21 protein-coding genes, 1 other RNA gene and 5 pseudogenes are annotated in these 23,412 nt (G+C 42.6%); 14 read left to right on the top strand and 13 right to left on the bottom strand.

What is annotated here, in order from left to right; translation table 11 throughout:
- Positions 1-57: 57 nt before the first annotated feature.
- Positions 58-1,806, bottom strand: coding sequence for a penicillin-binding protein activator (locus tag C5470_RS07260; protein WP_166287198.1), 1,749 nt, complete (start codon positions 1,804-1,806; stop codon positions 58-60).
- A 63-nt stretch (positions 1,807-1,869) separates the two neighbouring features.
- Here C5470_RS07260 and rsmI point away from each other — a divergent pair, with 63 nt between their 5' ends.
- The gene (gene rsmI / locus C5470_RS07265) at positions 1,870-2,736 is read left to right on the top strand and encodes a 16S rRNA (cytidine(1402)-2'-O)-methyltransferase (protein WP_166287201.1); all 867 of its coding nucleotides are present in this window, start codon (positions 1,870-1,872) and stop codon (positions 2,734-2,736) included.
- Positions 2,737-2,813: 77 nt separating this feature from the next.
- Positions 2,814-3,189, top strand: an RNA gene (rnpB, locus tag C5470_RS07270) — RNase P RNA component class A.
- 43 nt (positions 3,190-3,232) lie between these two features.
- Here rnpB and C5470_RS07275 read toward each other — a convergent pair.
- Positions 3,233-3,934, bottom strand: coding sequence for a pirin family protein (locus tag C5470_RS07275; RefSeq protein WP_166287204.1), 702 nt, complete (start codon positions 3,932-3,934; stop codon positions 3,233-3,235).
- A gap of 110 nt (positions 3,935-4,044) precedes the next feature.
- Between C5470_RS07275 and C5470_RS07280 the strand changes: the two genes are divergently transcribed.
- Entirely contained in the window at positions 4,045-4,941 is an 897-nt protein-coding gene (locus tag C5470_RS07280; RefSeq protein WP_166287207.1) for a LysR family transcriptional regulator, read from the top strand.
- Positions 4,942-6,002: 1,061 nt separating this feature from the next.
- Here C5470_RS07280 and C5470_RS07285 read toward each other — a convergent pair.
- The 6 genes from C5470_RS07285 to C5470_RS07310 all read right to left on the bottom strand — a co-directional run bounded on the left by C5470_RS07285 (position 6,003) and on the right by C5470_RS07310 (position 8,954).
- Positions 6,003-6,398, bottom strand: a complete 396-nt coding sequence (locus C5470_RS07285; protein ID WP_166287210.1) for a DoxX family protein — start codon at positions 6,396-6,398, stop codon at positions 6,003-6,005.
- Positions 6,399-6,602: 204 nt separating this feature from the next.
- Positions 6,603-6,875, bottom strand: coding sequence for a YqjK-like family protein (locus C5470_RS07290; RefSeq protein WP_166287213.1), 273 nt, complete (start codon positions 6,873-6,875; stop codon positions 6,603-6,605).
- Positions 6,868-7,269, bottom strand: a complete 402-nt coding sequence (locus C5470_RS07295; protein WP_166287216.1) for a phage holin family protein — start codon at positions 7,267-7,269, stop codon at positions 6,868-6,870. Before C5470_RS07295 ends, C5470_RS07290 begins: the two co-directional genes overlap by 8 nt.
- 1 nt (position 7,270) lies before the next feature.
- Complete coding sequence (locus C5470_RS07300; protein WP_166287219.1) at positions 7,271-7,576, bottom strand: ElaB/YgaM/YqjD family protein; 306 nt, start codon at positions 7,574-7,576, stop codon at positions 7,271-7,273.
- Between the two features lie 192 nt (positions 7,577-7,768).
- Positions 7,769-8,440 (bottom strand): DedA family protein, encoded by a 672-nt coding sequence (locus C5470_RS07305; RefSeq protein WP_166287222.1) that lies wholly within the window; start codon positions 8,438-8,440, stop codon positions 7,769-7,771.
- Between the two features lie 355 nt (positions 8,441-8,795).
- Positions 8,796-8,954, bottom strand: coding sequence for a hypothetical protein (locus C5470_RS07310; protein ID WP_166287225.1), 159 nt, complete (start codon positions 8,952-8,954; stop codon positions 8,796-8,798).
- Positions 8,955-9,044: 90 nt separating this feature from the next.
- Here C5470_RS07310 and C5470_RS07315 point away from each other — a divergent pair, with 90 nt between their 5' ends.
- Both C5470_RS07315 and sstT read left to right on the top strand, forming a co-directional pair.
- Complete coding sequence (locus C5470_RS07315) at positions 9,045-10,007, top strand: TerC family protein (protein ID WP_166287228.1); 963 nt, start codon at positions 9,045-9,047, stop codon at positions 10,005-10,007.
- 289 nt (positions 10,008-10,296) lie between these two features.
- Positions 10,297-11,544, top strand: a complete 1,248-nt coding sequence (gene sstT / locus C5470_RS07320) for a serine/threonine transporter SstT (RefSeq protein WP_166287231.1) — start codon at positions 10,297-10,299, stop codon at positions 11,542-11,544.
- A 132-nt stretch (positions 11,545-11,676) separates the two neighbouring features.
- Here the strand turns inward: sstT and C5470_RS07325 are convergent, their stop codons facing one another.
- The gene (locus C5470_RS07325) at positions 11,677-13,698 is read right to left on the bottom strand and encodes an NADPH-dependent 2,4-dienoyl-CoA reductase (protein WP_166287234.1); all 2,022 of its coding nucleotides are present in this window, start codon (positions 13,696-13,698) and stop codon (positions 11,677-11,679) included.
- Between the two features lie 259 nt (positions 13,699-13,957).
- On the opposite strand from C5470_RS07325, the gene C5470_RS07330 reads away from it, so the two are divergent.
- The gene (locus tag C5470_RS07330) at positions 13,958-14,557 is read left to right on the top strand and encodes a GNAT family N-acetyltransferase (RefSeq protein ID WP_036842168.1); all 600 of its coding nucleotides are present in this window, start codon (positions 13,958-13,960) and stop codon (positions 14,555-14,557) included.
- A gap of 59 nt (positions 14,558-14,616) precedes the next feature.
- On the opposite strand, the gene C5470_RS07335 is transcribed toward C5470_RS07330, so the two are convergent.
- Positions 14,617-15,543 carry a VirK/YbjX family protein gene (locus tag C5470_RS07335; protein WP_242687831.1) on the bottom strand — a complete coding sequence of 309 codons (927 nt, stop codon included), beginning with the start codon at positions 15,541-15,543 and terminating at the stop codon, positions 14,617-14,619.
- Positions 15,544-16,088: 545 nt separating this feature from the next.
- Here C5470_RS07335 and idi point away from each other — a divergent pair.
- The 4 genes and pseudogenes from idi to C5470_RS07355 all read left to right on the top strand — a co-directional run bounded on the left by idi (position 16,089) and on the right by C5470_RS07355 (position 19,933).
- The gene (gene idi / locus C5470_RS07340) at positions 16,089-16,622 is read left to right on the top strand and encodes an isopentenyl-diphosphate Delta-isomerase (RefSeq protein ID WP_166287240.1); all 534 of its coding nucleotides are present in this window, start codon (positions 16,089-16,091) and stop codon (positions 16,620-16,622) included.
- Positions 16,623-16,757: 135 nt separating this feature from the next.
- Complete coding sequence (locus C5470_RS07345; protein WP_166287243.1) at positions 16,758-17,702, top strand: SAM-dependent methyltransferase; 945 nt, start codon at positions 16,758-16,760, stop codon at positions 17,700-17,702.
- A 166-nt stretch (positions 17,703-17,868) separates the two neighbouring features.
- A pseudogene (locus C5470_RS07350) lies at positions 17,869-18,284 on the top strand (baseplate complex protein); the annotation flags it as partial.
- Positions 18,284-19,933 (top strand): annotated as a pseudogene (locus tag C5470_RS07355) (hypothetical protein). The pseudogenes C5470_RS07350 and C5470_RS07355, both read left to right, overlap by 1 nt.
- Positions 19,934-20,190: 257 nt before the next feature.
- Here C5470_RS07355 and C5470_RS07360 read toward each other — a convergent pair.
- Entirely contained in the window at positions 20,191-20,403 is a 213-nt protein-coding gene (locus tag C5470_RS07360; protein WP_132343608.1) for a hypothetical protein, read from the bottom strand.
- Between C5470_RS07360 and dinQ the strand changes: the two genes are divergently transcribed.
- The 4 genes and pseudogenes from dinQ to C5470_RS07375 all read left to right on the top strand — a co-directional run.
- Complete coding sequence (dinQ, locus tag C5470_RS23595; protein ID WP_369293964.1) at positions 20,396-20,467, top strand: damage-inducible type I toxin DinQ; 72 nt, start codon at positions 20,396-20,398, stop codon at positions 20,465-20,467. The genes C5470_RS07360 and dinQ overlap by 8 nt on opposite strands.
- Positions 20,468-20,961: 494 nt before the next feature.
- Positions 20,962-21,576, top strand: a pseudogene (locus tag C5470_RS07365) (IS5 family transposase); the annotation flags it as partial.
- Positions 21,577-21,631: 55 nt separating this feature from the next.
- Positions 21,632-22,657 (top strand): annotated as a pseudogene (locus C5470_RS07370) (IS630 family transposase).
- Positions 22,658-22,669: 12 nt separating this feature from the next.
- Positions 22,670-22,822 (top strand): annotated as a pseudogene (locus tag C5470_RS07375) (transposase); the annotation flags it as partial.
- A gap of 27 nt (positions 22,823-22,849) precedes the next feature.
- Here the strand turns inward: C5470_RS07375 and C5470_RS07380 are convergent.
- Both C5470_RS07380 and C5470_RS07385 read right to left on the bottom strand, forming a co-directional pair.
- Complete coding sequence (locus C5470_RS07380; protein ID WP_166287246.1) at positions 22,850-23,170, bottom strand: helix-turn-helix domain-containing protein; 321 nt, start codon at positions 23,168-23,170, stop codon at positions 22,850-22,852.
- A 30-nt stretch (positions 23,171-23,200) separates the two neighbouring features.
- Entirely contained in the window at positions 23,201-23,401 is a 201-nt protein-coding gene (locus C5470_RS07385) for a hypothetical protein (RefSeq protein ID WP_166287249.1), read from the bottom strand.
- Positions 23,402-23,412 lie beyond the last annotated feature (11 nt).

Raw genomic sequence — 23,412 nt, forward strand, 5'->3', positions numbered from 1 at the left:
GAAAAGCGTTATTTGAATTTAATTGCCGCCTGATAACAAGCGGCAATTAATGCTTAATTAAATGGCAGTGATTTGTCCCTGAGAATATTGCATCCAAGAGAGTTGCCTAAAAATCGCGCAGTTATCCTGAACAGACAGCATCCCCGAAGCACCATTGAGATGGAAATCACTTTGAAGTTGAACCTGACTGAACTGATTTGCTAATGACCAGGCATCAATACCCATAGCGTAAAGGCGCATCAAAGAGTAATCATTGGCAAATTTACCGGCTGCTTGTTGCATCAGTGGCAGGTTAGCGCCAGCGATTAATGGAATATCGCTGAATTGCATTCCTTCCATTTCCAGACGGAAATCAGGACCGGCACCAGCCTGATTACTGCGAGAACTTGCATAAAGGGCTGGTTTATTACGGGAACTGATTGCCATATCAATCATCGGCTTAATCAGAGTCAGTTCATCCAAAGTGGAAACAATATAAACCGCGTCCACTGAGCCGCCGGCAGAAGTAGGAACAACATCTGTATTTATCTGGGGAATTTCCAGATCACCAATAGTGGTTGATACAGGTTGATTGTTTGTTGCACTAATGGCTGTTCCTGTCAGGCGAATACCTGTACCTCTATTAATTAACTGTTTCAGTTCGGTGGAAGAACCAAAGGTTTGTTGCAGAACGGTATGCCCACCTTGTTTTTGCCATTCCTGTGCAAATGCCTTGGCAATCCGGTCACCAAAAGTACCCCGGGGAACGAGTATCAGAGGATTCTGTTTCTGTTGCTGCCAAATATGCTCCGCGGCATTTTTCGCTTCATCCTCTGGTGATAAAGAGAAATAACAGATATTGGGCCGGGGCTGTGCATTATCTAACTCGTTCAGCACCAGCATGTTTAATGAAGTATTCATCTGAACCAGTTTAACCACATCTGGTTTCAATAACGGCCCGACAACCAAATTCACGCCATCTTGTTCAGCCTGAATCAATAAATTTTCCAGTGGCTGGCTTGCCGTATCATAGATTTTGACCTGTTGTGTGTTAACCGGCACATTGGCGATGACGGGCACTGGCTGAACGGCTAGTGTTGTTGATTCAACAGGAGCCGCTGCATTTGGCAAGGCATCGGCAGAAACCATTGTATCTGACGTGTTGTTATCGTTGGTTGCTGTAGATAATAAATTTGCCGGGTTTTCTGTTGGCAGAGATGGGGTTGGCAAACCAGCCTGAGCATCAAGAAAACCCTGACGAATTGCTTCGCCGAATACTTTTGCCTGGCCGCTTAATGGCAGGAACAGTGCAATACGGATGTCAGTGCCTTGAGATTGGATGGCGGCTGGTTGTAACTGGGTTGGGAGTGACTGCGCGGCTGGGTTTTGTGGATAACGAATTTTCCAGTCAAGGACAGCTGCTTGTAGTTTGTCAGAGTCCTGTTTGTTATCCTGATAGGTACTGAGTAAGTCCAGCCAGCCTTGCAGAATATTTTCATCAGCGTTGATGACCAACCCACTGCGATTTTGTGGTGAAAGACGGGTTAGCATTTGCCAGGTATCATCAATATTTTTTTGATGAGCGGCATTGTCTTTCAGAAGTGGTTCCTGAGCGATATAAGCACGGATGACATCCAGAGAAGGTTCGCCATTAGCGGCATCAATGATGGATTGATAACGGGCGATTTCTGTACTGACTTTGTCCTGAGTTTGCAAAGGTTGCTGTCCCTGTTGGTCAGGCACGGTACACCCTGCGATGATCATAACTGCCAGCATAGCTGAACAGACTAAACCAGTTTTGATACGCACAAAAATTGAGGAAAGCATACTGTATCCAGCGATGTTTTTTTCAAAGATGCTCAATTTTAAATCGGTCATTCGGATGAAACAATGAATCAACCCAATCGAGCAGTGGTTACGACATCCACGCTATATGTTGTGCCAACCCCCATTGGAAACCTGGGTGATATCACTCAGCGTGCGCTTGAAGTTCTTGAGCATGTCGATCTGATTGCGGCCGAAGATACGCGACATACCGGCTTGTTGCTTCAACATTTTGCCATTAATGCGCGCATGTTCGCACTTCATGATCATAATGAACAGCAGAAAGCAGATCAATTAATTACAAAACTTCAGCAGGGGCAGAGTATTGCATTAGTCTCTGATGCGGGAACGCCACTGATTAATGATCCTGGCTATCATGTGGTTCGCCGTTGTCGTGAAGCGGGTATTCATGTTGTTCCTCTGCCTGGGCCTTGTGCGGCGATAACCGCATTGTCTGCCGCTGGTCTGCCATCAGATCGTTTCTGTTACGAAGGGTTCTTGCCAGCTAAAAGTAAAAGCCGGAAAGATACCTTACGGGCTTTGGAGCAGGAGCCGCGGACGTTAATTTTTTATGAATCCACTCATCGCCTCATCGATAGTTTAGAAGATATGGTTGACGTGTGGGGAACTAAACGTTATGTCGTTCTGGCACGGGAATTAACAAAAACTTGGGAATCAATTCAGGGGATGCCGACAGGTGAACTTTTGGCATGGGTTAAGGAAGATGAAACCCGTCGCCGTGGTGAAATGGTATTGATTGTTGAAGGTTATAAAAAACCGGATAACGATACTTTACCGCCAGAGGCATTAAGAACATTGGCGCTCCTTCAGCAAGAATTGCCGTTGAAAAAAGCGGCTGCTTTGGCGGCAGAGATCCATGGTGTGAAGAAAAACGCGCTTTATCGTCATGCTCTGGGAGAGCATGACGAATAACAACAATTGTTGATAAACAAGGCAGATAATGAGTATACGCCTATACATCGTTTGTTAAACCTCTTATAATCCGCCGCGGAGTTGACTAGACAGTCGCTGCTTTATCACCGTCCTTTTGGACGAGAGGTAGGGGAGAGGAAAGTCCGGGCTCCACAGGGCAGGGTGCCAGATAACGTCTGGGGGGCGAAAGCCCACGACTAGTGCAACAGAGAGCAAACCGCCGATGGCCTGCTTATGCAGGATCAGGTAAGGGTGAAAGGGTGCGGTAAGAGCGCACCGCGCGGCTGGTAACAGTCCGTGGCACGGTAAACTCCACCCGGAGCAAGGCCAAATAGGGGTTCACTAGGTACGGCCCGTATCGAACCCGGGTAGGCTGCTTGAGCCAGTGCGCAAGTGCTGGCCTAGATGAATGATTGTCCACGACAGAACCCGGCTTATCGGTTAACTTCACCAATTTAGCCCCATCAGGTTTAGCCTTGATGGGGTTTTCATTTTCTCAGGCGGCTAGATCAATTAACAACCCTTGAAATTCAGTATCTGCTTTTAAAACCAGATAATCTTCTTCATGAATAAAAGCGCCATCTCCACATTTAATCAACGCGTTATCCTTCGAATTGCCTTTTATTTTTATATTGCCGTTCAAGGATTGCAGATAAGCATTTTTTCCTTTCAATTGTAGATGGTGAGATTGGCTCTTATTAAGAGAAATATGATTAACCCACACTTGCTGGCGTAATTGCATACTGCCATCTTCTGCGGTTGGAGAGGCAAGCATAGTCAATGGTTGCTCTGGTAATGCCATCCGTTGCAACGGTAAGCTTTCCTGCTGAGGAAAGGCATTTAGCCAAAGTTGTAAGCGGGTCAGTGGCTTATTCGCACTGATATTATGTTCGCTATAGCTGATGCCTTGACGGGTAGAAAACAGTAAACATTCTCCCTTGCAAGCTCTGACATGATTGCCTTCACTGTCACGATATTCTGCTTCACCTCGCAGAATAATGTTCAGTATATCCACATGTGGATAAGATTTAGGCTGAAAAGCGGCTTTTGGTGCGATAACTTCCTGATTCAGTACACGCAGAGCGCCATAACCTAAAAACTTTGGATCAAAATAGTGACCAAATGAAAATGTATAACGAGCCTGTAGCCAACCATAGTCAGCTTTTCCACATTGCTTTGCTGTTCTATTTATAATCATGATGGCGGTTACCTCCAAAAAACACACACTAACGATAGTAATTATCTGGACGGCGAAATGTTAGCCAGTTAATCTGGTCACCATATTCAAATTTCCTGATTGAGAAAAATATGAGCAAAGAACGAGCGCTTACACTGGAATCTCTACGGGTCATGGATGCAATTGACCGGCGGGGAAGTTTTGCAGCGGCAGCTGATGAGCTTGGCCGTGTTCCTTCTGCACTTAGCTATACGATGCAAAAGCTGGAAGAGGAGCTGGATGTGGTGCTGTTTGACCGTTCGGGTCACAGGACTAAATTCACCAACGTTGGCCGAATGTTGCTTGAGCGTGGACGTCAATTGCTTGAAGCTGCGGATAAATTAACCGCTGACGCAGAGGCATTAGCGCGAGGTTGGGAAACTTACCTGACAATCGTTTGTGAGGCACTGGTCCCTGCTTCTTCATTGTTCCCATTGGTGGGTAAACTTGCTCAGAAATCGAATACCCAGCTCTCTTTATTGACTGAGGTTTTAGCTGGTGCATGGGAGCGGTTGGAAACAGGCCGGGCGGATATTGTTATTGCGCCAGATATGCATTTCCGCGCATCGGCAGAAGTGAATTCACGTCAGCTTTACAGCATTACCAATGTCTATGTTGCCAGCCCTGATCATCCTATTCATCAAGAGCCGGAGCCTTTGTCTGATGTAACGAGGGTGAAGTATCGTGGTATTGCTGTGGCAGATACAGCAAGGGAGCGCCCGGTATTGACGGTTCAGTTATTAGATAAGCAGCAACGTCTAACGGTGAGTTCGCTGGAAGATAAACGTCGGGCTCTTTTGGCCGGGTTAGGGGTTGCCACGATGCCTTATCCTATGGTGGAGCAAGATATTGCGGCTGGTCGTTTACGGGTGATTAGCTCTGAATACAGCCACGAGACAAATGTCATTATGGCATGGCGACGAGATAGTATGGGGGAAGCTAAATCCTGGTGTTTGCGGGAAATCCCTAAATTGTTTGCTAACCGCTAAGATAGATGAAAAAGCCGGAAAAATCCGCCATGATCTTCCGGCTTTGTTATCTACAGTGAGAATATTCTTACCAAGCCAGAATGATATTATTTTATTATTATATAGATGATGTGGGATTAAATGTATTAATGTGATGGCATTCATTAAGATCATTGGATTAAATAGAGTGTTGAATAATTAAGGATAAAAGATGATTGTAAGGTTTAACAATGAAAAGTTTGTGTTGTTGTTAATGATTATTCTGCTTTAATGGATTAAATGTTATTTTTAATAAAATCAATTTTTTATGTTTTTATTTCTCAGTTTTTTAATGGTGTAAAATAATGGATAAATGATAATATACATTTTAATTTTTTTATTTGTTAATAATGTTAAATATGTGTTTTTGGATATTTTAATGAATGATTTTAACTCCAGTTGAAAATACTTTTTTATTTCGATTTGTTTTGTGAGAAAATGCATTAAATAATGTTTTTATTGGGTTTATTTAGAAATGTATTGAAATTTTAATGTTATTTTTTAACTTGATTATCACTAAGTGCTGAATTGGTTTTATATTATATATCCTGTATGTTAAACTGCTTAAACTGCTTAAACTGCTTAAACTGCTTAAACTGCTTAAACTGCTTAAACTGCTTAAACTGCTTAAACTGCTTAAACTGCTTAAACTGCTTAAACTGCTTAAACTGCTTAAACTGCTTTTAGATCTTTAACTATAAGATAAATGAAATTTTTATCTGGTTATATTAAAGGGTAAAAAATGTATAAAATCATTGATGATGAATTCTATGAAAATATATTTTGCTATTATATGAATTGATTGCGCTTTTTAGTGCTGTCATTAATGTTTTATCGGAGCTACGATGCTTTAATAAAAGTTGGCTCTATTGATTAAATAAAAAAAACCGAAAAATCTGCTAGATTTTCCGGTCAGCTATTTATATTGAAACTTAATATGAGATCGTTATCTAATAGGATAATTGAGCAAAGTGGGAGTTTGATGGTTTTACTCTTTACCTAAAACTGTTATTTCTCAGATTCAGAACAGCAACAACAGTATATTACCAGTTTTTATTCATCAAGCGGTCAATACTGAATTTACCTGGACCGATGATAGCCAGTAACAGGTAGCCACCGCCGATAGTCAGGTTTTTTAGAAACATAGTCTGGTTCATGCCTTCGGCAAAATTGCTGTGGAAAAGCAAGGCAGTCAGAATACAGAAACCAAAGGTAAATAGTGCGGTTGTACGGGTTAAGAAACCGAACAGAACGGCCAGGCCGCCACCCAGTTCAAGCAAGATAGTCAGAGGTAATAAAAAGCCAGGAATCCTCATTGCTTCCATATATTGTTGAGTGCCAACATAGGCATCGCCTAATTTTCCATAACCTGCAACGATAAACAGGATTGACATTAAAATACGGGCTAATAGCAAGGTTCTATCTTCAAATTTTTTCATTAACAACTCCAGGGATACAGGTAAGGTAGTGATGATTAGTCGGTACTAACTTGAAATAGCACAATTTGCTAATCATTAACGAATGGAATGTATACTAAAGAGAGGAGAGCTTAGTTGTAAGCAAGGATTATTAACAATTTTATACAAAGTTTTTGAATGTAAGTAATGTAGTTGATAATCAATAAGATATATTATGAAGAATTATTACTTCTTCCTTTTCAGTATCTTCAATGCACCAATGACTCGGCGGGTCCAGCGATAGAATTTCACTGGGTGACGAAGACCATATAAAGAGAGGGTACTGGCTCCGAGTAGCAGATAAGGTTTTAATGACAAAAGCTTTTGCCAGCCTTTGTCATAAGGCTCAGTGATATTTCGCCAGTGCTGAGCATCGTTAGAAAGTATCAGCCGTTGTAACAGGATACTTTTGAGTAATTGCTGTTTTTTCAGTTTTCTTTTTTGGCTCTGTTTACTCATTACTGTGATCCTCCAGCATCTCTCTATCAATCTTTAATTGCTCGCGGGTTGCGTTGAGTAATGTGGAATTACGGGATTTCCTGATGGTCCATATCAGGCCAATGAGCGCCAGGATCAGCAAAGTGCCTGTGGTGATGGCTAATGCAGTAAGACGCCAGGCTGGATCGACAGCCCAAAAAATCAGAGCAAGCAGGCACATTAGGCCAAAAGCGGTAAACAGCAATGTCAGACCGGTCATTAATATCAGTTGTATTAGCGTTGCCTTTTCCTTTTCCAGTTCTACAACGATCAGTTGTAAGCGGGTTTCTACCATCCCGATAACGATGATGGCAATGCGTTGAAGAGAATCAAGGACCCCTTTACCGGGGCCTTGAGATTTGGATGGGTGGTTCATATTAGCGTTTAGCCAATAGTACACCTAATACGACAGCTGCTACTGCACCGATGCCGATACTTGTCCACGGTTTGTCGTGAACGTAATCATCAACATGACGGGCCATCTCTTTAGTTTGCATAACGACTTTGTCACTGACAGTGCCAAGTTTCATGCGGGTTTCTTGGAGTACGCTTTCTATTTTGCTACGAATTTTTTCCAGTTCGATATCGGATTTATCACCAGAATTTTTGATCACTTCCTCTAGTGTTTTAGAGAGGGATTTTAATTCAATGCGTAAGTCTTCAGCGGTTTTGTTCTGTACCATGTAAATGACTCCTTATGTAGGTGTGTATATTTGACTTAGTTAGTCGATTTTCCAGAGGCTGGAAAAGACTATCCTTAAATATAGCTTATATTTTGGAAGGTGAATGAAAAACATTAGCGTTATTTCACTATTATGCCGCAAACGATACTTTTGTTTGCGGCAGAAGGAGATTTAAGAAATTTTCAGAAGAAATTACTTTTTTTGAGGGGATTGGCACGTTTTTTTACGTAATACAACTAACAAACTACCGCTAAAACCAATAATTAGTAAAGCAAGTGGTAGTAATATCAGGAAATTCATAACCAGATCTTCGTACTGACGAAAAATGGGGGTCTTACCGAGTGCATAGCCCAAAGAGGTCAGGATAATGACCCACAGGAAACCGCTGAGCCAGTTAAAAAACTGGAAACGACTATTTTGCAGACCCGTCAGGCCCGCAAGTGTTGGTAGCAGGGTTCTTATAAATGCGAGGAAACGGCCAATAAGTAAAGCAGATAGGCCGTGGCGGTGAAAAAGATTGTAAGCTCTCTGGTGATAATGAGCTGGGAGGTGGGAAAGCCAACCTTGTACTATCCTGGTATTTCCTAACCATTTCCCCTGAAGATACCCAACCCAGCAACCTAAGCTTGCTCCAGTGGTCAATATAACAAGCGTTACAGGGAAACTCATTGCACCTTTGGCAATTAATACGCCAACCAATATAAGCAAGCTGTCTCCAGGTAAAAATGCAGCGGGAAGCAGGCCATTTTCAAGGAAGAGGATCAAGAATAGCATGATATAAATGGCCCATGATAGGGATGGATTGGCCAGAGTTTCATAATCCTGGTGCCAAAGTGCATATATAAGTTCTTTTACTATTTCCATCTGGTATTCCTAAAATGCCTTTGTTCGTTCATCCTGAAAGCACGGGGCTAAACTGATTAAATTGCATCCTGTTTTAGTTATTTGGCCGATTATAATGCCTTTTCAATCCGTTGAAAGAGGCAAATGGCGCGGCCTGCGACACTGTAACAAAATCAAGAGTGACTAAACAGAAAATTTTGGTGATCAATTGAACATTGAAAGGAATGGAATAGTAAATTGGTCCAATGAGATCAGTTTATTAGATTTTTAATTTAAATGAATCGCTATTCTGTCGCTGTTTTATTTACCGTTTATTGGCGACTGTTTATGAACCAATATTTTTTCAATGGTAGATTGATTCTTGCGTAAATTTGATTTACTTTTCACCCACAGCAAAGGGGAGTAACTTCCTTGCCGGTTTATCGTCATTACGGTGCAATAGCATCCGGTAGCCGGGCAACCTTGAACTGATACCTTGTGGTACATTTTCTGTGTTGTAAGTGAGACCTTGCCAGAAGGCGAGGGTTGCTTGCAATACATTCATCTCCATTGAGTGGGGAAGAAATATAGCAACGGCTGGCGTCTTCTGAGACTTCAGCCGTTTTTATTTATGTAGAGAAAGAAAATGAACTCAGTGGGTAGCCCTGTCTTATGGGGAAGTTTCGCCGTTTTAATTACGATTATGCTGTTACTGGATCTGCTTTTACAAGGGCGTAAGAAAGAGCAGGCAATGTCATTTCGTCAAGCTGCTGTCTGGAGCGTAATTTGGGTAAGTCTGTCGCTTTTATTTGCATTAGGATTATGGTGGTATTTCAGAGAAACTGTGGGGGAAGCTGTTGCCAATAATCAGGCAATGGCTTTTCTTACGGGTTATTTACTTGAAAAAGCACTTGCTGTTGATAACGTGTTTGTCTGGCTGATGCTGTTCAGTTATTTTGCCATTCCGGCAAATTTGCAACGCCGGGTGCTTATTTACGGTGTCTTAGGCGCAATTGTGCTGCGTTCTGTGATGATCTTTGCTGGGAGCTGGCTGGTTTCTCAATTTAGTTGGATACTCTATTTGTTTGGCATCTTTCTGTTGGTTACCGGCGTTAAGATAGCGTTGGCAAAAGAGGATAATGCTCCGGTAGGTGATAAACCTTTTGTTCGTTGGTTAAGATCGCATATTCGTATGACGGATAATCTGCACGGAGAACGTTTTTTTATTAGAAAAAATGGTTTGTTATATGCGACGCCATTGATTCTGGTTTTGATTATGATTGAAATCAGCGATGTTATTTTTGCTGTAGACAGCATTCCTGCTATTTTTGCAGTAACGACAGATCCTTTTATTGTTTTGACCTCTAACCTTTTCGCTATCTTAGGATTACGTGCAATGTATTTCCTGCTGGCAGGTGTAGCAGAGAAATTCACAATGCTGAAATATGGTTTGTCAGTCATTCTGGTATTTATCGGTATTAAGATGCTGTTAATGGATGTTTATCATATTCCTATGGGCGTTTCTCTGGGGACTATTGCGAGTATTTTGACAATAACAATGATTATTAATGTTTGGGTAAATAAGTATAAAGCTAAAGAAATCCAGTAATCAGGTAACTATTTTTTAACAGATAACCCTATTTTCCTGAACAGGAATATAGGGTTTTTTCTGGTCTTAACTTACTGAAAAATGGTTAAACATAAAAACAAATAATTGTGCTTTGTAAATGTATAAATTGCCATTTTGATCACATAAATGTGAATGTGTTGTTAATAAGTGCTGACAAGGTTGTATATTTTAACTGTTTCTGCTTTCCACCATTCTTGGTTTCCCTATACTGAGGCAGCAAACACAGAAAATACAGGTTCAGCAGAATTGTTAATAAAATGGGTCAGTTATGGAAAAACAAAAGCGTGGTTTCGTGCATTACATTGCACAAGGGAGCCTGGTTAAACAGATTTTGGTAGGTTTAATTGCAGGGATACTATTAGCGTGGTTGGCGCCTTCGGCTGCTAAGTCAGTCAGCTTGCTTGGGACGTTGTTCGTTGGTGCCTTGAAAGCGATAGCCCCGGTATTGGTATGGGTTCTGGTTATGTCTTCTATTGCTAACCATAAAGAAGGCCAGAAAACCAATATACGTCCAATTCTTGTTCTCTATATTCTGGGTACTTTTTCCGCCGCTTTAGTTGCCGTGGTCGGTAGCTCTATGTTTCCGTCACAACTGGTGCTGGTTGTAAATAATGCTCAGATGTCTCCTCCTGAAAACATTATGGAGGTGATGAAAGGGATATTGATTAATGTTGTCGATAATCCGGTGAATGCGTTACTGAATGGTAATTATGTCGGTATTCTTGCCTGGGCGATTGGTTTGGGTATCGTACTGCGTCACGCGAAAGATTCAACTAAGTCTCTGATTCATGATATGTCAGAAGCGGTTACTCAGGTTGTTCGGGTAGTCATCCGTTGTGCGCCTGTTGGTATCTTCGGCTTGGTGTCTTCAACTATCGCAGAAACCGGTTTTAATACTTTGCTGGGATATGCCCAACTGCTGGTTGTGTTACTGGGTTGTATGCTGGTTATTGCATTCGTTGTAAACCCGCTGATCGTTTACTGGAAAATTCGTCGTAACCCTTATCCACTGGTATTTGATTGCTTGCGTGAAAGTGGTGTGACAGCATTTTTCACCCGTAGTTCGGCTGCGAATATTCCGGTGAATATGGCTATGTGCCGCCGTATGAATTTGCATGAAGATACTTATTCTGTTTCCATCCCGTTAGGGGCAACGATCAATATGGAGGGCGCTGCGGTGACTGTCCCGGTGTTGACTTTGGCTGCGGTAAATACGCTTGGGATACCTGTTGACTTGCCTACGGCATTGTTGTTAAGCGTGGTTTCTGCCATTTGTGCATGTGGTTCTTCTGGTATAGCGGGCGGTTCCTTACTGTTGATCCCTCTGGCCTGTAGTATGTTCGGTATTTCCAATGAAATTGCTATGCAGGTTGTGGCAGTAGGTTTGGTTATCGGTGTATTGCAGGATTCGGCAGAAACCAGCTTGAATTCTTCTACCGATGTATTGTTCACCGCCGCTGTTTGTCAGGCTGAGGATGACCGTCTGGCATCGGATCAGCTAACTCGGCGTAATTGATTGACTGAAGTTTTACAGTTGAAGTTAAAAAGGTAGTAATAGGTAAGAAGAATAAAACATCCGCGCCAGGAATGGCGCGGTTTAAGTGTTTATGCATCTTTACGGTTTGCTTGTGACTGCCATTATTTATTATCAGATCTTAAGCCCTAACCGGGTGCCTTGATTGATAGCCCGTCGGGCATCCAGTTCAGCAGCAATATCTGCGCCACCAATAAGATGTACGATTTTTCCTGCTTGTTGTAACGGCTGATACAATTCTCTCAGTGGCTCTTGTCCGGCACAAATAACGACGTTATCTACGGCAAGACAGCTCTGTTCCCCATTACAGCTGATATGTAATCCCTGATCATCTATTTTCAGATATTGCATATTATTGAGCATTTTCACGCCGCGCATGTGCAGACTGGTTCTGTGTACCCAACCTGTTGTTTTACCTAATCCTTCGCCAACTTTAGTCGGTTTACGTTGTAACAGATAAATTTTTCGGGGGGATGGTTCTGGTTTCGGGCCTTCAGGAGATAAACCACCACGATGTATCAGATTCTGGTCAATGCCCCACTCTTCGCTGAAAGCGGTACGATCAAGGCTAGTGCTTTTTTCTGGTTGACTCAGATATTCTGCGGTATCAAAACCAATTCCCCCTGCGCCAATGATAGCCACACTCTGACCGATATTTTTCTTATCCCTGAGTACATCTAAGTAGCTCAGTACTTTTTCGTGGTGAATACCATCAATAGTGAGTTGTCGGGGTACAATGCCACTGGCGATGATCACTTCATCGAAATCTGAGAGTATTTCTGCCGTTGCGGTCTGGTTCAACCGCACATCAACATGATGGATTTCTAATTGACGCTGAAAATAACGTAATGTTTCATGAAACTCTTCTTTACCGGGGATCTGTTTGGCAATATTGAATTGCCCGCCAATCTGCCCATGACGTTCAAACAGTGTGACGTGATGACCACGGCTAGCAGCCGTCACGGCAAATGATAATCCAGCAGGTCCTGCACCGATAACAGCCAGTTTTTTCGGCACGGTAATCGGTTCAGCTGTCATTTCTGTTTCGTGACAGGCACGGGGATTAACCAGACAGGAGGCTATTTCACCGACAAAAATTTGATCCAGACATGCCTGATTACAGCCAATACAGGTGTTTATTTCATCAGCTCGTCCTTGTTGGGCTTTCAGAACGAATTCAGCGTCTGCCAGAAAAGGCCGCGCCATGGAAACCATATCTGCGCAACCTTGTGCCAGTGCTTTCTCTGCAATTTTTGGATCATTAATCCTATTTGTTGTGATCAATGGGATTGAAACTTTCCCCATCAGCTTTTGTGTTACCCAACTGAATCCGGCGCGGGGAACCATTGTGGCAATAGTTGGAATTCGTGCCTCATGCCAGCCGATACCTGTATTGATAATAGATGCTCCTGCTTGCTCAATGGCGACGGCTAATTGTTCGATTTCCTGCCAATCAGAACCCTCTTCGACTAAATCCAGCATTGAAAGCCGGTAAATCAGAATAAATTCCCGTCCAGTTGCCTGGCGGACCGCTTTGACAATCTCCACGGCAAAACGAGTTCGATTTTCAAAACTTCCACCCCATTTATCCTGGCGGTGGTTGGTTCGGGTAGTCAGAAATTGGTTAATCAGATAACCCTCAGAGCCCATGATTTCCACACCGTCATAACCTGCTTTTTGTGCCAGTTGTGCACAGTGAGCGAAGTCAGCAATAGTTTGCTGAATGTCTTCTTCTGTCATTTCACGGGGCATAAATGGGTTAATCGGGGCCTGAATGGCAGTAGGGGCGACAAGATTCGGCTGATAGCTGTAACGGCCGGTATGCAGGATTTGCATTGCAATTTTTCCACCAGCTTGATGAACCGCATCTGTAATAACTTTATGATGGATAAGGTCTTTTTCATCTACCAGAAATGCTGTGCCTTTTCCTATAACACCTTGTTTATTTGGGGAAATACCGCCTGTGACAATCAATGCCACGCCTCCGGCTGCCCGTTCAGCATAAAAGCGGGCAAGTCTTTGGGCGCGATCGGGATGTTCTTCTAACCCGGTGTGCATTGATCCCATCAGAATGCGGTTTTTCAGTGTGGTGAACCCCAGGTCTAAAGGGGTGAACAGGTGAGGGTAGTGGCTCATTGCAATCTCCGTCGGGTGTTTGTCAATCATAACCAGATTATTGTTATTGTGTCCGAAACCATGAGGTAAAAACATCAGGTGGTCGGATGAGATGGTGGTTCAAATCTAGACGGAATAAGGTTAATTGGGAAAAAAATGTTAAACGAATGTGATGTGTATCATAAAATCTCTCTCAGTCATAAAGTTGATAAGCAAAGGGGGTGGGAGGATAGGATAGTGTCTTCTATTCTTAACTTATTTATTAACGCCAACGAGTATTATGAAAAAACAGATGACTGAATGGGTAACTCTGGAAGGGAAAGGGGTTATTCTTGAACCTTTGACGCACCAGCGGCATGATGAATTTGTACGGGCAATTGAAGAGGGTGAGCTACATAGATTGTGGTACACCAACATTCCTTCACCGGCTGATCTGAGTAAAGAGATTGATCGCCGTTTATTTTTGTATGAGAGAGGCACCATGCTGCCTTTTGCTGTTGTTGACCACCGGACAGGCAAAGCAGTTGGAATGACTACTTATATGAATATTGATTCTCATGCCCGCCGGATGGAAATCGGTTCTACCTGGTATGCGCGTTATGTCCAGCGGACACATATCAATACAGAAGCGAAGTATCTGCTATTAAAATATGCTTTTGAGGAATTGGGTTGCATCGCCGTAGAATTTCGTACTCATTTTCTTAATCATCAGAGCCGCAAAGCGATAGAACGGCTGGGTGCGAAACTTGATGGAGTTTTGCGGAGTCATACTTTATCTAAAGATGGTAGTGTCAGGGATACTTGTGTTTATAGCATTATCAATTGTGAATGGTCTGCGGTTAAAAGCCATCTTGAATGGCAAATGATTAAACCAAGATAGAAGCCATTTTAAGATCAGGCTATACCACACTGAGTGGTGGCCTGATTCTGAATCCTGATTTAATTTGAAGGCAGAGAATCCCGTATTCCATTATCCAGTTCATCCAGTAATTGATAACGGCGACGATATTCAGCTCGTTTCTTACTGGCGATATCTTCAAGAGATTTTCTTGCAATGGCTAATGGCAGATGGAAATCTTTATTTTTTCCCCTTGCTCCACCTAATGATTCCCAGAAAGAATCGTAATCAGCAACTAATTTGTCTTTCTTTTTATGCCAATAGCGCAGGCTTTTATAGATGTGTGTATCATTGCTGGCAGCCAGAATTTGCTGACAACCAAAATGGGCAGCAAAACGGCAAACAGATTCAAGCAGTAAACGTTTTGGAAATAATCCATAACAATCTTTCGTGGCATTACGGATAATTTCAAGGGTCGTATCTTCTTTAGAACCTTGTAGCCCACCAATAAATAGTGTTTTTTTGCCGGCAATCGTTAGTAGTGTAAAGGCACATCTTGCCAGAGTCTTGTTATCTTCTGTTCCAATAAATAAGGTAAGCTCGCCCTCTTTATTAAAACAGTCCATGGAATCTACAAAAATAGTATAAGTTCCACTCTTACCATTGATAACGGCTAATGGATATGCATTAGAACAAAATATTTTATTCACAATAGACTTATTTAGCCCGGCAAATAACAACTGATAATGTTCATTTATTGCGCGCAACGTTTGCCCTTTGTTGAAGTTAATACTCAGATAAGGACGATGTAGTTTAGAAGGCAAACAAGGTTGTTTCTTCAAAATATCCAGATAAAACGGTGTATTAACTATCTGGTTTAATAATTTTAGCGTCGATATTGGCATCAGAGCGCTACGCAAAGCAAACTTAGTGCGATTCTGTGCAGAATACCAGTGGGGACTGGGGCTGATTTTTTTTCCGACTAAATCTGTGAACAGTCGAATACCTGAGTTGGCGGGTTGATACATATATTCCATTTCTTTAATCTAGTTCTAAAAAACACGGGAGGGAAGATGATTTAAACTCTCCGAGTATACTCTTTTGGTATTAAACGGTACTTCAACAGATGTCTCTTTTTGTTTTTTAAGATAAAAAATAATGATTTTTTAATAAAATTTTAGCAATTAATGATATTTTTCTTGTTTGTTTATTATTTATTTAGTTTTCTGTGACGTTTTTTAGCTGTAAAAGTATGCTAAAGAATATAAAAGGAGCGGCTATGGATTAGTGTGATACATGCTCTGTAACGAATTCAGCAGGCTAATATTAGTTGTAAATAAATCATATTGGATATGTTCGTTTTGGAATTAGTTTAATTTTATTATTAGGGAAATTAATGTTATCTATTTGATGCTTGTTATTAACATCATAATAAGATGGTTGGATGATTTCGTATTTTATTATTTATATCATTTTATTATGAAATTAATTTGACACTTGCAGGGTATGTATTTCGATTTTATGATTGATTAATATTTATGTTTTAGTTTACTTCATAGAAAGGCCATTAATAATGGATGAAATGCTTATTCTTGTTGATAAATATGACAATCCCATTGGTTCAGCGGGGAAAATGAATGTTCACCAGAAAGGTATGTTACACCGGGCCTTTTCTATATTTATTTTTGATAAAAAAGGAAATTTACTACTGCAAAAGCGGGCAGCAACAAAATATCATTCGGCTGGGCTTTGGACCAACAGTTGTTGCGGCCATCCTCGGGTTGGCGAAGCACTGGATACCGCAGCACATCGGCGTCTTGGTGAAGAGATGGGCTTTGATTGTCCATTGAAAAAAATTTTGTCATTTATTTATTATGCCTCACTTCCTAATACTCTGATTGAATACGAATACGATCATGTTTTTATCGGTCAATTTGATAAAGAACCGATAATTAATGCTGACGAGGTATCCGATTACAAATGGGTTAATCCATTGAAATTGAGGGATTTAATTAATAAGGCCCCTGGGGAGTATACAGTTTGGTTTAAAAAAATCATTGATGGTCTTTCGAATCAAGACATTAAGGATTGGCAAAGGCAGCTCTGATGGTAATGTAATTTATCGATAATCACAGAATTTAATTATTAGATATGAATGCCTCATTGAAATTTACCAATATGCTGCAAATCCTGAAAAATAAGGTTGCGGCACCTTTTAAAACCATTTAACAAGGAAAACCTCATGAGTAGTTTTAATAGTGTGTTTTACACTGGTGTTGAGTCTGCTCCTCCTTATCACATCATTCGGGGGGAAAATACCAACGACTACGAAAACAAAGTGGTACAGGCTTATTGCGAAGATCCTGAACGCTGGCGTAAAGCGATTGGCGATACGCTGTTATTCCAGTCTGGTATTTACGATGATCCTGCCTCAAAGCCACCCATTTCGTTGGGTGAATCAGGTATTCGTTATTTTGATCGTCAACTGCTGTTGGCTGGTTTGGAGACAAGAATCGAGCGGCCATCGGTTCGGCGAATACTGGATATCGGTTGTGGCTGGGGCTATATCCTGAAATATCTGGCTGAATATTTTCCTGAGTGCGCGTGCTTGGACGGAGTGAATATCAGCGATCAACAGTTGAGGTATTGTGCCAAGTTTCACGCAGAACATGGGTTGGCCGAGCGTATTAATCTGTACCTGTGTAATGCGCAGGATATTGATCTGTTGCCTGACCCACAGGAACTTTATGACTTGGTGATTATCCGTGGTGTTATTTCACATTTTCCTAACTCATTGTATGAAAAAGCCATGAACGCGCTGTTCAAACGTGTACGGGTTGGTGGCCGGGTGATTATTTCTGACAACCTCTATAATGTGGAACTGGATAGCTATAAATCGGATATTCCCGACATCATCGATCGCCTTGCCTGTAGTAATCGCAAAACACCTGCTTATTTCAGACAAGTGCTGGAGAGAAGTGGTTTCACTATCAAGGATATGAGGGTGTTGCCGTCCAATATTGATACAGTGCATTGGTTTCTGGATATTAAGGCTAATATCGAGCGGAACTTTCCGGAAGGTGTGAGTGGTACTTTGGAGGAGCTGCGTGTGATGGCTGAAAATTTTTCAATCGCGTTGGTGAAAAACTATGTGTCGGTCTATAGCGTTATCGCACAGAAACTTTAACAAGCAGCTTGTTTGCTTTTTGGATTGAATAGTAAATCTGTTAAGAAAATTTCTGCCGCCATTTTGTCGCCACTGACTACTAGAAACAAAAAAGCCACTCGTCATAGAGTGGCCTAATGCGCTGATTTCACAGCTAAAATCTGGTGGATCCTACTGGACTTGAACCAGTGACCAAGCGATTAAGCCTAAAGCGTTGCACATTACGGGGATCATTCCCTTTACTGAACAAAAAATGCTGTCACGTCTGTTTGCCCTGGCGGAAGCGAAAGACGGCGGCAACCTAGAACGCTACCGTGTCGCCAACCTCACCGCACAGGCCATCAATTTTCGTATCGGGACATTCACCCATACCCTTGATGCCAGCAAAATCGACGGTAAACAGGCATGGCAGGTCACATTTACTTTGCGTGAACATTTATCTGTTGTTGAAAAACATGATGCCCGTACTGCTGATAATATTCAGGCTAAAAAGCAAACAGCACAGGGCGCAGCTGCAGCAGAAGAAGAGCCGGAAAAATTAAGCTGGTTTGAAAAAGAAAAGTATTGAAACCGATTAATGACAAAATAGGACCCGCTAGATAATGACACTGATTAACTGGCTCTATCTTTCCGGTGATGAAATTCACCTGGCTGACGCCAATATTATGCTGGAACTGTCATCCTGTGGTCGTGGCTTTATCACGGCGGAAACGACAACGGACTATACCGGAAAACTCGTGCGGCTGGATGTCGGTTACACGGATTTAGTGTTGCGCTGGTTCACGGGCTATGTGGAGCGCTCACAGCCAGCTCAGAACGGTTATCAGTGTCTTTTTGTGCGTGAACTGGTTGGTGTGTTTGACCGATTGTGGCCGTGTTCATTTCAGCATCCAACACTGAACCAGATTGTTGGCTGGTTGCAGGAGCACAGCGGACTCATCTTCACATTGCCGGCTGCCCCTTATACTGATATACCCATCCCGTATTTTACCCATCGTGGTACCAGCTATCAGTTGCTGGCTAATTTTGGGCAGGTTTTTTCGATTGAGGATTATATCTGGTATTAGTTGCCGGATGGCTCGGTTTATGTCGGCAGTTGGGCGCATTCGATATTTATTGGAAAACCGGTAAAGATCCCCAATGAATTTAGCCAGCGCCAGACGGCGGGCAATGCCATGACCATTCCCATGATCCCATCGTTGCGCCCAGGCGTAGTGATCAATCAGCACCGGCTGAACAAGGTCAATCTGAACAATGAAAACATAGTCATTACATGGGAAGCCGTCAACGAACTGACCGGTCAGTCTCAGACCAGAACGCCCATGCCGCGCCAGATTGATGCCGCCTACCCCGAATTATCGGCAGGGTTGCACTTACCCAAATTCGCCCGTATTGAGGCACACACCGAAAGCACGGTCTGCGGTGATATTTCCGATCCATTCCGACCGCGCTATGCCGTTGATGTGCAATTATTGGCTGATGACGGTAGCGATACTGCCGTTCCTGTTTACCACGCTGTCCCGCTGCCTTTGCCGATGGCGGGCAGTGAATCGGGTATGTTTCAATATCCGCCAGTCGGAACGGTGGTTGAAATCGTTTTTGAGGCAGGCAGGCCGGACAAGCCCTTTATCCGGCAGACATTAAGCCAGGGCAACACCTTACCGGATATCAGGCCAGGCGAGCAATTGCAGCAGCAGCGGGCGGAAGTCTCGCAGAGGGTGACTCAGGAAGGGGATTGGATTCGTCAGACTGACCAGACCATTAATGAATCGTCTATGCACCGTGAAGTCAGGGCAGACACGGAAACACGTACCGTAGTTGCACGGGAAACCACGATTCAGGCCACGGATAAAACCACGGTTTTGGGCACGTCTACGCTGTTGGCGGGCGCTGTTCAGCAAATCGCAGACGGTGACTATAGTATGGCGACATCATCGAATTTCGTTACCAGTGTAGGGAAAGAGGCCAATATCGAAATCGGACAAAATCTGATAGAGAAAATTGGCTTGCTTAAGCAGAGTATCGCCGGAGCCAGGCAAGAAATCGTCGCGCCAGTGGTTTGGGTGGGCAGCCAGCAAATCAACGTCATGACCTTGATGTTAGAGACGCTGGATGTGGTTAAGGAATTAGCTGAACTGACCGCCGCGCATATGCACCACAACACAGGCACGCCGGAAAACGCCAGCGCAATAAGGAATATGGCCTATAAATCGGATGGGTTGAAACAGAAATATTTGCCACTGATTGGGTGAATATTGTCCATTTGTGTGAGGTCCTTTACGCTATGCCATAGGTTGATAACACCTTTTTTAAGGTGTAGACTGATTGTGTTAGCAGGAGAATGTCGCGCTAGAACCGAGGCTACCAATCTCGTATAGCACAAAGACAAACCGCCCTATCCAAGGGTAAAAGCAAAAAAACCAACCTCACCGGTTGGTTTTTTTATTTTTATCTACTCATTGTTTTAATTGATTGAATCATCTGAAAATAAACCTATAATCAACGGCTGTTAGTTTGGGGTAGCGCTCTGGCTTGTGTATCTCTGACGCAAGTTTTCGTAAGTCCTGGCTGAGTACAGGTGGTGCTGATTCAGTGCCTCGGTCAGAGCGCGATATTCTCCTGCTAACACAGATGAAGGCCAGCCGGACAGGCAGCGTAAAGGCAATGGCTGGTTAAGTCGTGCTCCTAACTGGAGCAAACGGGTGAAAGCATTTATTGACACTGCTATCATCGTTCTCAAAGCGTTAATCGCGCTTTTAGAGCTGATCCGTGCATTTCTGAAATAGATAACGGAAACGTAGCTAAGGCTATCGGGGTAACCTCCCGGTGGCCTTTAACATTTACCGCTTTTGATCAAGCTACTGTGTTTTATAATTTCTACCCTTCATTGCTCTGGTAGTATGGGAGGGTGATTAACAGATTAATGTAATAAAATTAATAAATTAAGTGTCTTATGTGGTTAAACAATTTGCAGCTTACCGCGAGTCATACACATAATAACACTGGGACACCTTTCTTAAATGCGGTATCAATCAGCGCTACTGGTTTGTGTTCTGATGGTCTGAAATAAAATTATCTCGCCCGCAACATGCGGGCTTTTTTACACCTTCATAGAGCTATGAATACAATTCTGATATTAAAGAATGGTCAATGAGTGTAATAAAAAACTGATAATTCAGAGTGTTATATTAGGGGCTGTTGACGTTTTGAGAGGAATTATTGAACAGCATGATGATTGGGTATAATTGCTTTCGCCAAAAACCAACCATGCCTTACCATCATGCCGAGAACCATGTTATCAAAAACCCTATGGAATACGCTAGCTGTATTCATGAAACAAAGTGGGCTTATTTATCACAAAGAAGAACATCGCCTGACCTTTGAAGGTATCCTTTACCGTATGAGAACCGGCTGTCCCTGGCGTGACTTACCCCCCGAATTTGGGAAATAGAATACCGTCTTTCGACGATTTAGCGAATGGGCAAAGAAAGACATTTTTAATTTAATATTCAAATTGTTATCTGAATATTCTGACACAGAGTGGCTGTTCATTGATGGCAGTATTGTGCGGGCTCATCAACACAGTGCTGGCGCGGCTTCTAAAGAAAATGAATCGATAGGAAAAAGTCGGGGTGGACGTTCAACCAAAATCCATTTGGTCGTGGACAGCTACGGTTTACCTGTGCATTTTGAGCTTTCCAATGGTCAAACACATGACATCGTTCATGGTGAAAGTCTTGTGTCGCAGTCACCGCCATCGGATTTTGTGATTGCGGATAAGGGTTACGATAGTGAAGCCTTCAGGCTTACCGTGAAACAACAAGGCGCAACGTCGGTCATTCCCGACAAGAAAAACCGTCGAAAAGCCGATAAGCGTGTTGATAAATGTTTATACCCGTAATCATTGAAGGTGCTTGATTTTATCCGAAATGGAGATCATTATTCTCGCCATGAAAATATTTATCACATCAGAACAAAAAACCAAACTTGAACGTCTTCACGACACCACTCGTGATGGCCAAGTACGAGACAGAATAAAAGCTATCCTTCTGGCTTCTGAAGGGTGGAGTTCTGTGATGATAGCCCAGGCATTGCGACTCCATCAGACCACCGTTGACCGCCATATCGGTGATGACCTCAATCAGGGGAAACTTCAATCTGATAATGGGGGGTCTGATAGTTTACTTTCTCAAGAACAAACTGATTTTTTAATCAACCACTTATCTCAAAATCTTTTCCATCACACACATGAAATCGTGGCCTATGTTGCTCAGCTCTGGAATATTACCTTTAGCATTCCAGGCATGAATAAATGGCTACACCGTCAGGGGTTTTCTTATAAAAAACCGTGTGGTGTCCCTCATAAATTCGATGCAGAAAAACAGAGACAATTTATTGAATATTATGAAAATCTTAAAGTCACAGCGAAAGACGAACCCATCCTCTTTCTTGACGCGGTTCACCCGACTCAAGGCACTAAACTCGGTTATGGTTGGATGCGAAAAGGCGAGAAAAAAACAGTCAAAACAACGGGAAGCCGAACTCGTCTGAATCTATTGGGCGCCCTCAACCTGAATGCCATTGGTCGTACGGTGTTCCAGGAATATCAAACCATCAATGATGACAACATTTGCTGTTTTTTCAATGAAATAAGAAAGTCTTATCCTGACTATCATCAAAAAATTCATCTTATTGTGGATGGGGCGGGTTATAACAAAGCTCATCTTGTGAAGGAGTGGGCTTATGTTAGCAATATTGAGTGACATTACCTTCCGCCATACAGCCCAAATTTAAACCCGATAGAGCGATTATGGAAGGTCATGAATGAACATGTTCGAAATAACCGTTATTTCGCTAATAAACATGAATTTCGAGACAAAGTATTCAAATTTTTCACCACAACGCTACCTGATATAGCGGACTCGCTGATGTCTAGAATTAACGACCATTTTCAGGTGCTAAAAACTGCATCTTGAAGTTTCTTGGGTATATATCGTTACCGCCACTTGGTGGAAAATGCGTTTGCCAGAATTAAACATTTTCGCGCAATAGCAACAAGATACGATAAGTTGGAACGTAATTACGCCAGTATGCTAGCTCTGGGTTTTATCCTCATCTTGCTGCCTATGTGGGCTGAATAAATTAGGTACCCGAAAGGTAAACAGCCCCTAGTTTAGTGGTTTAAACGTTGTCGTTACTTTTTCGGATATAGAAATAACTGATGTGATATCAGAATTGTTTGGTAAATCATTTCGGACGGTTCGTTTGATAGGCTGCTTATTTTCATCAAAATACCGACTGGGCCATATCTCAGCAGGGGTTACACCAATTTCCTGAGCGATCAACAATTCCCCTTTGGGCCAGGGCCGCGTTAAAGCATTTGCTAATGTTGAAGAGCTTAAACCGTGCTCTCTGGATAATGATGCCAGCGTTTTATTCTTCTTACGTATTGCAGCGATAATATCGGCGGTACGCCAGTCTTTTTTCATATTCCTGCTTACCGCTTTGATGGTGGCGATTCAAACAGGGTTCGCAGTACCGGAGAACATCCAATCCGGTGAGGCATAGCCTCCCCTGCCTGAACCGCCATAGAAGGTGCGATAGCAGGCACACTGGTAAATAGTCTTTACCAGTGTTGATGAATCCAAGGCTGCGACCCCTTGACCATCGGATTTCGCCGATGGCGATACTACTTTAACTGATTGTATTATCTGACCCAAGGCTCAGATAG

The sequence above is a fragment of the Photorhabdus stackebrandtii genome (genome assembly GCF_011189495.1).
GTDB lineage: Bacteria > Pseudomonadota > Gammaproteobacteria > Enterobacterales > Enterobacteriaceae > Photorhabdus > Photorhabdus khanii.

Excerpts from the sequence above, each read along its gene's own strand:
- C5470_RS07260 (WP_166287198.1), bottom strand. The coding sequence starts at position 1,806 with ATGCTTTCCTCAATTTTTGTGCGTATCAAAACTGGTTTAGTCTGTTCA.
- rsmI (WP_166287201.1), top strand. The coding sequence starts at position 1,870 with ATGAATCAACCCAATCGAGCAGTGGTTACGACATCCACGCTATATGTT.
- C5470_RS07275 (WP_166287204.1), bottom strand. The coding sequence starts at position 3,934 with ATGATTATAAATAGAACAGCAAAGCAATGTGGAAAAGCTGACTATGGT.
- C5470_RS07280 (WP_166287207.1), top strand. The coding sequence starts at position 4,045 with ATGAGCAAAGAACGAGCGCTTACACTGGAATCTCTACGGGTCATGGAT.
- C5470_RS07285 (WP_166287210.1), bottom strand. The coding sequence starts at position 6,398 with ATGAAAAAATTTGAAGATAGAACCTTGCTATTAGCCCGTATTTTAATG.
- C5470_RS07290 (WP_166287213.1), bottom strand. The coding sequence starts at position 6,875 with ATGAGTAAACAGAGCCAAAAAAGAAAACTGAAAAAACAGCAATTACTC.
- C5470_RS07295 (WP_166287216.1), bottom strand. The coding sequence starts at position 7,269 with ATGAACCACCCATCCAAATCTCAAGGCCCCGGTAAAGGGGTCCTTGAT.
- C5470_RS07300 (WP_166287219.1), bottom strand. The coding sequence starts at position 7,576 with ATGGTACAGAACAAAACCGCTGAAGACTTACGCATTGAATTAAAATCC.
- C5470_RS07305 (WP_166287222.1), bottom strand. The coding sequence starts at position 8,440 with ATGGAAATAGTAAAAGAACTTATATATGCACTTTGGCACCAGGATTAT.
- C5470_RS07315 (WP_166287228.1), top strand. The coding sequence starts at position 9,045 with ATGAACTCAGTGGGTAGCCCTGTCTTATGGGGAAGTTTCGCCGTTTTA.
- sstT (WP_166287231.1), top strand. The coding sequence starts at position 10,297 with ATGGAAAAACAAAAGCGTGGTTTCGTGCATTACATTGCACAAGGGAGC.
- C5470_RS07325 (WP_166287234.1), bottom strand. The coding sequence starts at position 13,698 with ATGAGCCACTACCCTCACCTGTTCACCCCTTTAGACCTGGGGTTCACC.
- C5470_RS07330 (WP_036842168.1), top strand. The coding sequence starts at position 13,958 with ATGAAAAAACAGATGACTGAATGGGTAACTCTGGAAGGGAAAGGGGTT.
- C5470_RS07335 (WP_242687831.1), bottom strand. The coding sequence starts at position 15,543 with ATGTATCAACCCGCCAACTCAGGTATTCGACTGTTCACAGATTTAGTC.
- idi (WP_166287240.1), top strand. The coding sequence starts at position 16,089 with ATGGATGAAATGCTTATTCTTGTTGATAAATATGACAATCCCATTGGT.
- C5470_RS07345 (WP_166287243.1), top strand. The coding sequence starts at position 16,758 with ATGAGTAGTTTTAATAGTGTGTTTTACACTGGTGTTGAGTCTGCTCCT.
- C5470_RS07380 (WP_166287246.1), bottom strand. The coding sequence starts at position 23,170 with ATGAAAAAAGACTGGCGTACCGCCGATATTATCGCTGCAATACGTAAG.